Origin of the sequence: Salipiger sp. HF18 (assembly GCF_011806505.1) — a bacterium.
Lineage (GTDB): Bacteria > Pseudomonadota > Alphaproteobacteria > Rhodobacterales > Rhodobacteraceae > Salipiger > Salipiger thiooxidans.
The window spans coordinates 1-12,545 of record NZ_JAATOS010000096.1 but is presented as its reverse complement, the minus strand read 5'-3'; the positions used below and the strand labels follow the sequence as shown (position 1 = coordinate 12,545).

Sequence of the window (12,545 nt, the reverse complement as noted above, 5' to 3'; positions counted from 1 at the left end):
TCGCTGGCCGACATCGCGGCGCTGGCGATCGAGGCGTCGCGGCAGCTCTGCAGGTCGGGGAAGGCCTGCGCCGTCACCTGTTCGTCGCGGCAGCCGGCCAGCGCAAAGGAAGCGGCGCCGAGGATGCCGACGGCAACGGTACGCGAGCGTTTTCTCTTGGGATGCGTCATGACAGGGACCTCCTAGCCCCGGATGAAATGCGGTTTGAAGCGCGACAGGTCCTGTGTGATGCGGGACCGGTCCTCGCGCAGGCCCATGCCGACGCAGGACTGCCCCACGATCCAGGCACCGACCACCGGCCGGAACCCATCCATGACCGGCAGCGGATGATAGGCCTGAAGGATATGGGGATGATGGGCGTAGCTGTCATCGGGCGAGGCCTCGGTGACCGCGCCATTTTCGCGGATCGTGATCGAGCTGCCCTCGCGCGAGAAGAGCGGCTTGCGCACCACCCGGTCCATGCCGGGCGCGTTCATGTCGGCGTCGTCCTCGAAGAAGGACGGCAGCAGGTTGGGGTGGGCCTCGAACATCTGCCAGAGCACCGGCAGCAGGCCCTTGTTGGACAGCAGCGCCTTCCACGCGGGCTCCAGCATCCGCACGCCGGACGGGGCGACGTGGTCGGCGTAGGGATCGCGCAGCAGGTCCTCCCACGGGTAGAGCTTGAAGAGCGTGCCGATCACCCGGCTTTCGTCGTCGAGGAACTGCCCCTCGTCGCTGAGCCCGATCTTGTCGAGGTCGCAGTAATGCGCCCCCATCCCCGCCTCGCGCGCCGCCCAGCCGAGCATCTCGACGGTGGCGTAATCCTCGGGCGCGCCGGCGACGGCGGTGAAGTGCAGCTGCTCGTCCTCGGCGAAGAGTTCGGCGAACCGGGCGACCAGCGCCTCGTGGATGCCGTTGAACTGGTCGTCGCCGGCGTGCAGCACGCCGAGCTCGAGCTGACCTTCCAGCCAGAGCCACTGGTACGAGGCGCTTTCATAGAGCGACGTCGGCGTGTCGGCGTTGTATTCCAGAAGCTTCGCGGGCCCCTGCCCGTCGTGCGCCAGATCGAAACGCCCGTAGAGCTCGGGATCGCCGCGCCGCCAGCTGTCGCGCACGAGATCGCGATGCGCCTCGGGGATGGCGAGCCGCTCCATCAGCTCCTCGCTCTCGACGATGCGGGCCGCGGCCTCGCGGCACATGGCGTGCAGCTCGGTGGCCGGGTCCTCGATCATCGTCTCGACCTCGTCGAGCGTGAACCGGTAGGCCGAGGTCTCGTCCCAGTAGGGCTCGCCATGCATGTCCGCGAAGGTGAAGCCGAGTTCCTTGGCCTGCGCCCTCCAGCCAGGACGTTCCGGCAGGGTGATCTTTTCCATCTCTGTCCCGATTGTTGCGGTCTTGCCTCGGGGCCTTCCATACCGAAGGGGGCGGGCAAAAACCACCGTCCATCGGCGCCCTGCCGCGCGGTGAAGGCCGGTCGGAATGCCTTGCTGCGGGCGACCTGCGGGCAGCAGAAAACCGCCGTCGACCGGCGCCCGGGACGCGGCCCGCACGATTGTCGCTTCACGCTGCGCGCATGTCGTTTCCCAGCGTGTGCGAGTCGCGCGATTCCTGTCCAAATCACCGCAGCAGACCGGTAGGCCCGGGCGTGTGTCGGCGAACAGTTTTCGGCGGCAAGCGTCTGATAAAGAACGGATTCCGGTGCTTGCGGCTCTATGGAGGAGAAGAGACATGAGCAATATCGGTGTGGTCTACACGGGCCCCGGAAAGGTCGAGGTCCAGAAGATCGACGACCCGAAACTGCACGGGCCTGACGGTCGCAAACTCGAGCACGCGGTGATCCTGAAGGTCATCTCGACCAACATCTGCGGCTCGGATCAGCACATGGTGCGCGGTCGGACCACCGCACAGCCCGGGCTCGTGCTCGGGCACGAGATCACCGGCGAGATCGTCGAGGTCGGTTCGGACGTCGAGATGCTCTCGGTCGGCGACGTCGTGTCGGTCCCCTTCAACGTCGCCTGCGGGCGCTGCCGCTGCTGCCGCGAGGGCGACACCGGCGTCTGCCTCACGGTGAACCCCGAGCGCGCGGGCGGGGCCTATGGCTACGTCGACATGGGCGGCTGGATCGGCGGGCAGGCCCGCTACGTCATGGTGCCCTACGCCGACTTCAACCTGCTGAAGTTCCCGGACCGGGACCGCGCCATGGAGAAGATCCGCGATCTCACCATGCTGTCGGACATCCTGCCCACCGGCTTCCACGGCGCGCTGCAGGCGGGCGTGGGCGTGGGCTCCATCGTCTACGTCGCGGGCGCGGGCCCGGTCGGTATGGCCGCGGCCGCCTCGGCGCGCATCCTCGGCGCCGCGGTGGTGATGGTGGGTGACTTCAACAAGGAGCGCCTCGCGCATGCCGAGAAGGTGGGCTTCACCACGGTCGACCTGTCGAAGAGCGACAACCTGCCCGAGATGATCGCCGAGATCACCGGCGCGCCCGAGGTCGACGCCGCCATCGATGCGGTGGGCTTCGAAGCCCGTGGCCACTCGGGCGGCGAGCAGCCCGCCATCGTGCTGAACCAGATGATGGAGATCACCCGCGTCGCCGGCGGCATCGGCATCCCCGGCCTCTACGTGACCGAGGATCCGGGCGCCGAGGACAAGGCCGCGCAGACCGGCAACCTGTCGATGCGCTTCGGCCTCGGCTGGGCCAAGGCGCAGACCTTCCACACCGGCCAGACCCCGGTGCTGCGCTACAACCGCCAGCTCATGCAGGCGATCCTGCACGACCGCCTTCCGATCGCCGACATCGTCAACGCGACGATCATCCCGCTCGACGAGGCGCCGCAGGGCTATGCCAGCTTCGACAGCGGCGTGGCGAAGAAATTCGTGCTCGACCCGCACGGCCTGCTGGCCTCCTGACGCCCCGCTTGGCCCCCGGGCCTCTTCAGGCCCGGGGCACAGCTGCGCCCGCCCCCCGCTGCGGCGAGGGGCGTCACGCCGGGCAAGGGCCCCTTGCCCCAAACGGACCCGACCCGCCCGGGGCGGGGGACCGCCCCCCCCCAGTCCCCGCTTCACCGCGCCGCGCGGCTTTTCGGTCGGGCCTCACTGCGGCACGCGCAACGCCTCACCGGCCGACGCGGAGCGCCTCGCCGCCCCGACGCAGGAGCTTCAGCGACCGGGCCTCCGGCCCCAGCGCCACGCTGTCGAGAGCGCCGCCAGAAAATGCATCGCAGAGCGCCTGCGCATCGTGGAACCCGCGCGAGATGTCCTGCCCGGCGAGCGGCCCCAGGGCACAGCCCGGGCCTCCGGCCATCGCCCAGCCGTGCAGGCGCCCGGCGGGCAGCATCCCCCTCGCCGCCCCTGCCCCGACCGCGATCCCACCGCGCAGCTCAGTCGCCATGGACGGAAGCTGCGCCGCTGCGAGGTCGTGCAGCGGACCAGCCCCGCCGCCGCGCACGGCAGGCCCGGCCATCACCGCGCAGGTGAGCCCCTCGCTGCTCGGGATCAGCCCGCCCCAGACGCCCTTGCCGTGATGCCAGCGCAGCCCGCGCGGGCTCGCACCCCGGACATACTGATAGAGGCAATCCGCCGAGCGGTGCGCGTCGGGCCGCTGCCGGTCGGTCGTGATGACGAGGCCCGCGGTCACGTCGTCTTCGGGACCGTTGCCGCGGCTCACCCGCAGGCCACTCACCGCACCGCAACTGTCGAGCAGCACGCCCCGGACCGCGGTCTCGTAGCTGAACGCCACCCCCGCCTGCCGTGCCGCCTGCACGAGGAAGGTCTTGAGCAGCTGCCGGCTCGGCGCATAGATCGCGCGGCCCCGGCCGGTGAGCGGCATGTCGATGGCGAGATCGCCGTACACATGGGTGGTTCGGGTGATCGCTTGCGTGCCGGCGCCCTGGATCGCCTCGAAAAGCCCCCAGCGCCGCAGGAAGCGCACCGTGCCGGGCAGCAGCCCCACCGGCAGCGCGGGAGCGATCTGGTGCCGCGTCTTCTCGATCACCAGCACCCGCACGCCCTGCCGCGCCAGCAGCATCGCCGCCGCACATCCCGCCAGCCGGGTGCCCGCCACGATGGCATCGTAGGATCGTCCATATGTCATCTCTGCCTGCCATCGTTAGGCCCGCCGGCGACCGCGCGCCGGTGGGCAAATACTGAAAGAACTTGTCTTCCCCGCCTGTGGCGGGGCCCTGAAATCCGAACGCGGGCGCGGGGGCCACGAACGGGAGGGGGAACGCCGGGGGCTCGCAAAGGGTGCCGCCCGGCGGGCTGTTTCCCCTGCGCCGACGCTGCGTAAGCCGGCCACGCGAATGGCTATGGCATTGCGAACGGGTGGCCGAGCGCCTCGGAGAGCGCCCCGAACACGCGGCTGGCCGGAGAGGCGCAGGCGATGCCCGGCGGGTTGTCGGGCAGCACCGCCTTGTCGCCGCAGTCGCCCGAGGGGATGTCGCTGTTGGCCTGCACCACCACGGTGGTATCGGTCGTCGTGTCGTAGAACACCGTCGTGTTGTAGCCTGGCAGCTCGCCTGTGTGGCCGATCCAGCCGTCCACGCACCCCATCGCAAGGCCATAGCCTGCGGGCTCGGGGAAGGAGCGCAACCGCTCCTGCTGGGTCTCGGGGCCGAGCAGCCCCCGCCCGGTGCCAAGCGCCTGTCCGTAGACCAGCAGGTCGCCGAGGGTCGAGACCATGCCGCCCGCGGTCCAGCCCCAGGACGGGTTCCAGTGCGTGGCGTTGGACGGCGCCTCGGGCGTCGCCGCGTTGCCCTGCAGGGTGAAGCCCTGCGGGAAGGGCTCGGGCAGCGCGGTTTCGGCGCCGGGCCAGTACGTCCCCCCGAGCCCCAGCGGCGCGAAGACCCGCTCGGCGAAGACCTCGCCGATGGGCTGCCCGGTCACCTGTTCGATCACCATGCCCAGCAGCACCGTGTTGGTGTTAGAATAGTCGAACTCCGCACCGGGGGCGAAGATGGGCGAGCCCGGAATGGCGAAATCCACCAGCTCCCCGGGCGTGTAGGTGAGCGTCGGATCTTCGAAGAAGCGGTCGAGGAAGGCGTCTGCGCGGGTGTAGCTGAGCAGCCCGCTGGTCATGGTCGCCAGCTGGCGCAGGCTGATGCGGTCGCCGTTGGGCAGGCCCTCGACGTAGCGCCCGATGGGATCGTCGAGCGACAGCGCGCCGTCCTCGGCCAGCTGCAGGAGCACGGTGCCGGTGAAGGTTTTCGTGACTGAGCCGATGCGGGTGTGCATGCCCACCTCCATGGGCGCGCCGCCGTCGGGATCCGCCGCGCCCCAGGCCCCGGTCCAGATTCCCTCGGGCGTCATGACACCGGCGATGATGCCGGGCGCTGCCGCCTCGGGGAAGGCGGCGCGCACCGCTGCCTCCAGCGCTTCGGCCTGCTCTGGCGGCAAGGGCGGCAGGCCCGAGGATAATGCGGGCCGGGCGCTGACCGCGACCGGGTCCGCCACGCAGGCGCCCGCCTTTGCCATGCCGCCCGTCAGCAGCATCGCCATCGCCCCGCCCGCGACCGCCCGCGAAAGCCGCCGTACTGATACGCCCGGTCCGATACTCAACATCTGCTTACACCCCATCCAGCTCCCGTGCCGGATCCCTGTCTTGCGCAAGAGCGGGCGCCTTCAAAGTGGCGTCGGGTTCAATTTTGGTATAACGTTCATACCGGCCGGCGTTTTCCTACTGCGCCCACGACACCGATCACGTTGTAACGCAGGAAAATCAACCGGGTATGCTTTCGGAAGACATCGCACTCGACCTTTCCGGCGGCGCCCTGTTCCGCGGCGGTCGCGCTGTCGGGCTGGGACCGAAGACCCTCGCGGTGCTAGCGGCTCTCATCGAACGGCAGGGCGAGGTCGTAAGCCAGGACGATCTGCGCCGGATGGTCTGGGGCAGCGGCCACGGCAGCCAGGCAGGCCCCAAGCAATGCATCCGCGAGCTGCGTCACCTGATCGGCGTCCTGTTCGACGACGGCGATGCGGGCGCCGGGCTGATCGAGACCGAGGGCCGCCGCGGCTACCGCCTGACCCGCCCGATCCCGACCCACGGCGACACCCCCGGCCCCGCGCAGCGCTCTGGCGCGCTCTGCGTCGGACGGCAGGCCGAGCTGGCGGTCCTGCTCGACGGCGCCGAGGCCTGCTGGCGCGGCCACCGTGCGCTGGCGCTTGTGGCGGGCGAGGCGGGGGCGGGAAAGACCCGCCTGCTGGACGCATTCACCGACCGCCTGCCGACCCACAGGCCGCTCTGGGTCGCGCGCGGGCAGGCCATCGTGCACCCCGGCGCGCGCGAGCCCTACGGGCTGCTGCTCGACGCGCTCGCAGGGCTCTCCACCGGCCCCGAAGCCGAGACGCTGGCGCGGCATCTCCGGCGGGTGGCGCCGTCCTGGGCCGGGCAGCTCTCGGGCGCGGGCACCCGCACACAGGGCGGACCCGTCGACACCGACACCATGCGGCGTGAGTTCTCCGACCTGATGGAGCGCCTGACCCGCACCCGCCCCGGCGTGTTGGTGCTCGAGGACCTCCACTGGGCCGATCCCAGCACGCTGGCGTGGCTCGCGCAGTGGGGCATGCAGCAGCGGCCCTCGCGGCTGATGGTGATCGGGACATACCGCGACGACGCGCTCGACCGGTCCCGCGATCTGGCCGACAGCCTGCGCCAGCTCGCCCGCCAGCCGGGCACCTGCGAACTGACACTTGGCGGGCTCTCCGAGGCGGCGGTCTCGGACTACCTGAGGGAACGCTTTCCGGGCAGCGCCTTTCCGACCGCGCTGGCAGGGGCCCTCGCGCGCCGCACCGAGGGGCACGCCATACTCGTCGCTTCCGCCGTCGAGCACTGGCTGGCCGAGGGCGCCATCCGGTCATCCGGCGACGGCTGGGAGCTGACGCGGGATCCAGACGAACTCGCGGGCAGCATCGCTCAGGACATGCGGACGCTGATCGAAGAGGACCGCGTTGGCCAGCTCGACCCCGAGGAGCGCTCGCTTCTCGAGGTGGCGAGCGTGGCCGGGCCCAGCTTCTCGGCCATCGACCTCGCCGACGACCGCAACGCGCTGGAAGAAGCCGAGCGCCAGCTCGAGCACCTCGCGCGCAACCGTCGCTTCATCGAGCACGCGGGCGTCAGCCGGCGACCGGACGGCACCCACGCCACGCGCTACGCCTTCCGCCACGCGCTTCACCACGAGGCGCTCTACGCGGCGATGCCCGCTGCCAACCGGCAGGGCACCCACCGCCGCATCGGGCTGCGGCTCGAGGCCGGCTATCGCGCTGCGGTCAAAGAGGTGGCGCCGCTGCTGGCCGATCATTTCGAACGCGGCGCCGACTGGCCGCGCGCGGTGCAATACCGCACGATCTGTGGCGAGCGGGCGCTGGCCCGCGGTGCCGTGCCAGAGGCGGCGCAGCAGTTCCGCACGGCGCTAGACCTCTGCCGCCGCCAGTCCCACGGCACGCCCTCCACCGCTGCCGAGCGCGGGACTTGCGAGCTGCGGCCGCTGCTCGGGCTCGGGGCAGCGCTCATCGTCTCGGACGGGTTCATCAGCGAAGAGCTGCGGACGGTCTACCGCCGCGCCAGCGCGCTCGCAATGGAGACCGGCGACGTCGACGGCGCCATCCCGGTGCTGGCCGGGATCTGGAACGACCACGTCTCGCGCGCCGATCTTGCCCGCGCCGGGGAACTGGCTGCGAACCTGCAGGCGCTGTCGTCCCGCGCCTCCGGCGAGCTCGCCATGGCGGCGCACAACATCGTGGGGCAGACCCACTTCTTCAGCGGTGCCCTGACCGAAGCCCTGCCGCAGATCCGCGCGGCGCTGGCGCTCCGCGAGCGGGGGCTGCAAAGCGGCGCGAACCACCTCTTTGGCGAGGATCCCGAGATCGTCTGCCATCAGTACGCGGCCTGTGTGCACGAGGTGCTGGGCCAGGAGACCGAGGCCGAGAGCCACGTCGCCATCGGCCGCAGACTCGCCGAGGAGCGCGGGCAGCTGTTCGGACTGGCGCAGATGCACTGGGGCGGCGCCGTCTGCGCCCGGATGCGCGGCGACGTGGCGCTGTGCCGGGTCCGCGCCGAGGCGCTCACCACGCTCTGCCGGGCCGAGAACATCCCGTTCTGGTCGCCCGCCGGGCTGATGCTGACCGGCTGGGCGCGGGCCATGGGCGGCGATCCGAAAGGGGCCGCGCTGATCGACGAGGGCCTCGCCGAGTACGAGGCGCTGCAGGCGCGCCTGACCCTGCCCTTCTGCCTCGGCCTCGCCGCGGAGGCCGCCGTGGTCGGTGGCGCGCCCGCCAAGGCACGACTCCACCTGCGCCGCGCCATAGCCATTGTCCGGGGCACCGGCGAGCGCTGGTATCACGCCGAGCTCCACCGTCTTCGCGCCCGGCTCCTGCTGTCCGAGGGCCGCCCGGACCTCGCCCGGCTGGCGCTTCAGCGGGCGCTGCAGATCGCCCGCGCGCGGGGCGCCACCGGTTTCGAGTCCCGTGCCGCGCTTCAGCTTCGCGAGTTCTGAGAGCGACCGAGACCCGCGCGCGGGGCACGGGGGACCCCCGGGCGCGGCGTCGGCGTCACTTCGAGGCGGCGCTCACGATCATGCGCCTCGGGGTGGCAAGCTGTTCGAGGTAGCCGCGCCAGCCGCCGTGCTCGGAAACATCGGTGCCGCATTCGACGCCGCTGGGCTCGCAGATGACCCGACCTCCTCGGAGCCACCCTGCAGCGCAACGGAGCCGAGGCCCAGCGGCGCGGGATCCCGGCAAGGAAGCGGCCCGCCGCAGGCAGCGGCAGCGCCCAGAGCTCGCCCGCGATCGCCCGGCCACCCTGCGCCTGACGGCTGAGCCCGGGCCGTGGGGGGGGGCCGCCCGCCAGCGCGTAGAGCTTGTAGGAGGGTGCCGTCAGGCAGGAGCGCAGGAAGCGGGCGCCGAGCGGCACCAGCTCGCCGTTCAGCGCCATGCCCGACATGTGCGCACCACAGACGAAGATCGCGAGCTCTTCCGGCCGGCCTCGCCCGAAGGCGGATGCGCCGCGGGCCGCGCCCAGCCGGTGGCGCCCATCGGCCCGTCCTCGAGCTGCATCGCTGCCGCTGCGAGCAGCCCGACCGCACCGGCATCTCGGCGTGATGATCTGCCTCACGGTGGTCGCGCGCCGCCTCACAGTCACCGCCTCGGTCGTGACGCACCACGCCTACGGCCGGATCTACATGCTGCCGGTCGGGCTCGCGCACAGGATCATCGTCGGGCGCCATATCCGGCATCTGCGCCAGACGGCGCAGGAGCGGGCGGCCCGCACCGGGTCCGCGTGACCGCCAGCAAGACGCTGGCCATCATTGTATAAAATGTCTATGCTCCGACAGCCGATCCAAATGCAGTTCCGGAGCCCGCACGCGATGAAGCAACCGAAAGTAGCCGCCTCGACCAACGCGTCCCTGCTGGACGGCGACGTCGTAGCGCAACGCGAGGCCTATCCCACGCTTCACGCCCGCATCCTCGACTCCCTGCCGCGCTTCCCGAGGGCACACCGCTGCGGCAGGACCAGCTGGCCGCGCGCTACGGCGCGAGCCGCATCCCCGTGCGCGAGGCCCTGCTGCAGCTCGAGGGTGAAGGCCTGGTGCGGCAGCAGGCGAACCGCGGCTACACCGTCTCGAAGCTCTCGCTCGCCGAGATCAGCGAAGAGTTCGACCTGCGAGCCATGCTCGAGTCGGACCTGATCATGCGCGCGATCCCGCACCTGAAGCGCAAGCACTTGGCGGACGCCAAGGAAGTGCTTGATAGACTTGAAGGAAATCACCACGATACGGTGGATGCGCGGGAATGGGGCGAACAGAACTGGCTGTTTCACCGCATCCTTCTCGAACCCGCCGGCCGCGACCGGACCATGCGCATTATCCAGACCCTGCACCGCAGCGGCGGGCGCTACGTGCGCATGCACATGAGCCTGACCGACAGCACCAAGCGCGGCGCAGACCAGGAGCACCGCCGCCTGCTGCGCGCCTGCGCCGAGCGCGACGTGCACGAGGCGCGCCGCGTCATGTCCGAGCATATCCTGCTCGCCCGCGACGAGCTCATGGTGGTGCTGGGCGACCGCCGCTGAGCACTCGACCGGCGGCGCAGCCCGGGGCCAATCGGATCGCGCGGGCTGCGCCCGCCCCTCAGCAAAGAGACCAGATTACGGCGCCTCCGCCTCATTGGAGAGGCCGCCGAGAAGCGATTCCGGCCCCAAGTCCCTGCAGCACCCGGCCCCCGACGCCGGAGCCGCCCGAACTTCGGCCTAATTGCACATATTTTCGGCATAAATCTGTGGTAAATTCGCATCTTTTTCCGGGCACGAAAATTTTCTCTTTCCCAGAATTGTATAAAATGTAGCGTAAACCCATACCACGGCTGCCGCGGCCCGCCGACACGCTCGCCGGCCGCACCTCTCTGAAATCACCCCGCCGCCCGGCCATGCCGGGCGCCCCGGCGTCATGCCGAATTGCAAAGGAATGCCCCGATGACGGTCCAGGACCACAATGTTGCAGAACTCGAAACCTGGCGGGACGGGGTGCGGACGCAGATGCGGACCTCGGCCCTGACCTCGGCGCACCAGCTCTGCATCTTCGAGCAGTGGTGCGACGCCGGCCTCGGCGCTCCGATCCACGAGCACGCCGTCGAGGAAGTTCTGGAAGTCATTGCAGGCACAGCAGAAATCTGGCTCGACGACGCCTCCTTCACGGTCACCGCAAACCAGTCCGTGCTGATCCCCCGCGGCGCGCGCCACGGCTTCAAGAACATCGGCGACGACGTGCTGCACGTCCGCGCGACGCTCGCCGCCGCGGTGTTCGAGGCCAGCTACGACGACCGCGCCGAGCTGTCGCGCCGCTACGCGCCCAAGCGCTGACCCAGCCAAGCCGGGAGATACGCGACATGACCATCCGCACGGCTGCAATTCTGGGATCCGGCGTGATCGGGAGCTCTTGGGCGATCGTATACGCCCGTGCCGGCCTCGACGTGGCGATCTACGAGCGCAGCGACGACTTCCGCGCCACCGCCATGGAGCGGCTGCGTACCACCACCGAGGACTCGGCCTCGCTTCTCGCTGACACCGACACCGTCGACGCTGTGCTCACCCGGATCAGCCTGCACGACAGCCTCGAGGCCGCCGTTGCCGGGGCCGAGTTCGTGCACGAGTGCATCGAGGAGAAGCTCGACAGCAAGAAGGCGATCTTCGCCGCGCTGAACGACTGCGCCCCCGAGCGCGCGATCCTCGCCACCACCACCTCGAGCTTCCCGGTCTCGCATTTCGCGCAGGATCTGCCCTGCCGCGACCGCTGCATCGTCGCACACCCGGCGACGCCGCCGCACCTGCTGCCGGTGACCGAGCTCTGCCCCGCGCCCTTCACCGCCGATTGGGTGATGGAGGAGACCACCGCCTTCATGCGCGCCTGCGGCCAGACGCCGGTGCACATCCGCAAGGAGGTCGAGGGCTTCGTGCTGAACCGGATGCAGGCGGCGCTGGTGGTCGAGATGCTCACGCTGCTGCGCGACGGGCTGATCGACCCGCGCGACATCGATGCCATCATCAGCCAGGGCTTCGGGCTTCGCTGGGCCTTCCTCGGGCCGCTCGAGGGGGTCGATCTCAACGCGCCCGGCGGCATCCGTCAGTATCTCGAGCGCTACGGCTTCCTGTTCACTGACCGCGCTAGGGATTACGGGCTCGGCGACATTCTCCCGCCCGAAACCGTGGACGCGCTCGAGGCCTACACCCGCGGCCGCATCCCGCTCGAGGCGCTGCCCGAGAAGGTCGCGTGGCGCGACCAGTCGATCCTCGCGCTGCGGGCGCTCAAGGCCGAACGCGGCAGCGTGGACCCGGCATGAGCGCAGCAGCGGCAGATCCCGTGTGGCGCGTCGGGCTGATCGGCTACGGCGCGATCGGGCAGTCGGTGGCGCGCCTGCTGCTGGCGCAGCCGGGCCACGCGCTGGGAATCGTCACCCGCAGCGTGCCCGCGGGCGGGTTCGGCCCGGGCGCCGAGGCGCTTGGCGATCTCGAAGCGCTGCTCGACTGGCGCCCGGACGCGGTGATCGAGGCGGCCTCGGCCGACGCCTTTGCCGCCTTCGCCCCCGCCTGTCTCGCGGCCGGCATCGACATCGTCGCGGCCTCGGTCGGCGCCCTGCAGGACGCGGCGCTGCATGAGCGCATCAAGTGCCTCTGCGACCGCACCGGCAGCCGGCTGGTGGTGCCCTCGGGCGCCGTGGGCGGCATCGACCACATCGCCGCCGCCGCGCTGCACCCGGAGACCCGCGTGACCTACATCTCGCGCAAGCCGCCCTCCGCCTGGGTCGCGGAGCTGGCGACGCTGGGCCTGTCCGAGGCCGCGCAGACAGGCCCCGTGACACTGTTCGAGGGCGACGCCCGCGAGGCCGCCGCGCGCTATCCGAAGAACCTCAACGCGGGGCTGACCATCGCGCTCGCGGCGGGGTTCGACCGCACAAGCGTGCAGGTCCTCGCCGATCCGGCGGCGACCGGCAACACCCACGAGATCCGGATCGAGGGCCCGCTCGGCGACAGCGCCATGCGGTTCTGCAACGCCCCCGATCCCGCCAACCCGAAGACCTCG

General features: G+C 70.7%; 11 protein-coding genes and 1 pseudogene. 7 read left to right on the top strand and 5 right to left on the bottom strand.

Annotation, left to right across the window (positions count from 1 at the left end; all coding sequences use genetic code 11):
* Positions 1-170: pseudogene (locus HC022_RS29110) on the bottom strand (DUF1190 domain-containing protein); the annotation flags it as partial.
* A gap of 12 nt (positions 171-182) precedes the next feature.
* Positions 183-1,352: a glutathionylspermidine synthase family protein gene (locus HC022_RS10795; protein WP_167452428.1), complete on the bottom strand. Its 1,170-nt coding sequence runs from the start codon at positions 1,350-1,352 to the stop codon at positions 183-185.
* Positions 1,353-1,707: 355 nt separating this feature from the next.
* Here HC022_RS10795 and fdhA point away from each other — a divergent pair, with 355 nt between their 5' ends.
* On the top strand, positions 1,708-2,889 hold the full coding sequence (gene fdhA, locus HC022_RS10790; RefSeq protein WP_167452427.1) for a formaldehyde dehydrogenase, glutathione-independent: 1,182 nt from the start codon (positions 1,708-1,710) through the stop codon (positions 2,887-2,889).
* A gap of 205 nt (positions 2,890-3,094) precedes the next feature.
* Here fdhA and HC022_RS10785 read toward each other — a convergent pair whose 3' ends face one another.
* Both HC022_RS10785 and HC022_RS10780 read right to left on the bottom strand, forming a co-directional pair.
* On the bottom strand, positions 3,095-4,072 hold the full coding sequence (locus HC022_RS10785) for an NAD(P)/FAD-dependent oxidoreductase (protein WP_167452426.1): 978 nt from the start codon (positions 4,070-4,072) through the stop codon (positions 3,095-3,097).
* A gap of 212 nt (positions 4,073-4,284) precedes the next feature.
* Positions 4,285-5,475 (bottom strand): serine hydrolase, encoded by a 1,191-nt coding sequence (locus HC022_RS10780; RefSeq protein ID WP_167452425.1) that lies wholly within the window; start codon positions 5,473-5,475, stop codon positions 4,285-4,287.
* Positions 5,476-5,705: 230 nt separating this feature from the next.
* Between HC022_RS10780 and HC022_RS10775 the strand changes: the two genes are divergently transcribed.
* Positions 5,706-8,468, top strand: coding sequence for an AAA family ATPase (locus HC022_RS10775; RefSeq protein ID WP_167452424.1), 2,763 nt, complete (start codon positions 5,706-5,708; stop codon positions 8,466-8,468).
* On the opposite strand, the gene HC022_RS10770 is transcribed toward HC022_RS10775, so the two are convergent.
* Positions 8,450-9,085: a hypothetical protein gene (locus tag HC022_RS10770; RefSeq protein WP_254885047.1), complete on the bottom strand. Its 636-nt coding sequence runs from the start codon at positions 9,083-9,085 to the stop codon at positions 8,450-8,452. The two genes, HC022_RS10775 and HC022_RS10770, sit on opposite strands and share 19 nt — an antisense overlap.
* On the opposite strand from HC022_RS10770, the gene HC022_RS29105 reads away from it, so the two are divergent.
* The 5 genes from HC022_RS29105 to HC022_RS10745 all read left to right on the top strand — a co-directional run.
* The gene (locus tag HC022_RS29105) at positions 9,072-9,254 is read left to right on the top strand and encodes a DUF2867 domain-containing protein (protein ID WP_050782430.1); all 183 of its coding nucleotides are present in this window, start codon (positions 9,072-9,074) and stop codon (positions 9,252-9,254) included. The genes HC022_RS10770 and HC022_RS29105 overlap by 14 nt on opposite strands.
* 218 nt (positions 9,255-9,472) lie before the next feature.
* Positions 9,473-10,042, top strand: coding sequence for a GntR family transcriptional regulator (locus HC022_RS10760; RefSeq protein WP_368484649.1), 570 nt, complete (start codon positions 9,473-9,475; stop codon positions 10,040-10,042).
* A gap of 399 nt (positions 10,043-10,441) precedes the next feature.
* A complete protein-coding gene (locus HC022_RS10755; RefSeq protein WP_167452422.1) occupies positions 10,442-10,828 on the top strand; it encodes a cupin domain-containing protein in 387 nt (128 codons plus the stop codon).
* Positions 10,829-10,854: 26 nt separating this feature from the next.
* Positions 10,855-11,805, top strand: coding sequence for a 3-hydroxyacyl-CoA dehydrogenase (locus HC022_RS10750; RefSeq protein ID WP_167452421.1), 951 nt, complete (start codon positions 10,855-10,857; stop codon positions 11,803-11,805).
* A partial coding sequence (locus HC022_RS10745; protein WP_175583536.1) for an aspartate dehydrogenase occupies positions 11,802-12,545 on the top strand: 744 nt, incomplete at its 3' end. The genes HC022_RS10750 and HC022_RS10745, both read left to right, overlap by 4 nt.

Bases quoted from the DNA above. Each gene is read 5' to 3' on its own strand.
- HC022_RS10780 (WP_167452425.1), bottom strand. From the start codon at position 5,475: ATGGCGATGCTGCTGACGGGCGGCATGGCAAAGGCGGGCGCCTGCGTG.
- HC022_RS10795 (WP_167452428.1), bottom strand. From the start codon at position 1,352: ATGGAAAAGATCACCCTGCCGGAACGTCCTGGCTGGAGGGCGCAGGCC.
- HC022_RS29105 (WP_050782430.1), top strand. From the start codon at position 9,072: ATGATCTGCCTCACGGTGGTCGCGCGCCGCCTCACAGTCACCGCCTCG.
- fdhA (WP_167452427.1), top strand. From the start codon at position 1,708: ATGAGCAATATCGGTGTGGTCTACACGGGCCCCGGAAAGGTCGAGGTC.
- HC022_RS10750 (WP_167452421.1), top strand. From the start codon at position 10,855: ATGACCATCCGCACGGCTGCAATTCTGGGATCCGGCGTGATCGGGAGC.
- HC022_RS10755 (WP_167452422.1), top strand. From the start codon at position 10,442: ATGACGGTCCAGGACCACAATGTTGCAGAACTCGAAACCTGGCGGGAC.
- HC022_RS10785 (WP_167452426.1), bottom strand. From the start codon at position 4,072: ATGACATATGGACGATCCTACGATGCCATCGTGGCGGGCACCCGGCTG.
- HC022_RS10775 (WP_167452424.1), top strand. From the start codon at position 5,706: ATGCTTTCGGAAGACATCGCACTCGACCTTTCCGGCGGCGCCCTGTTC.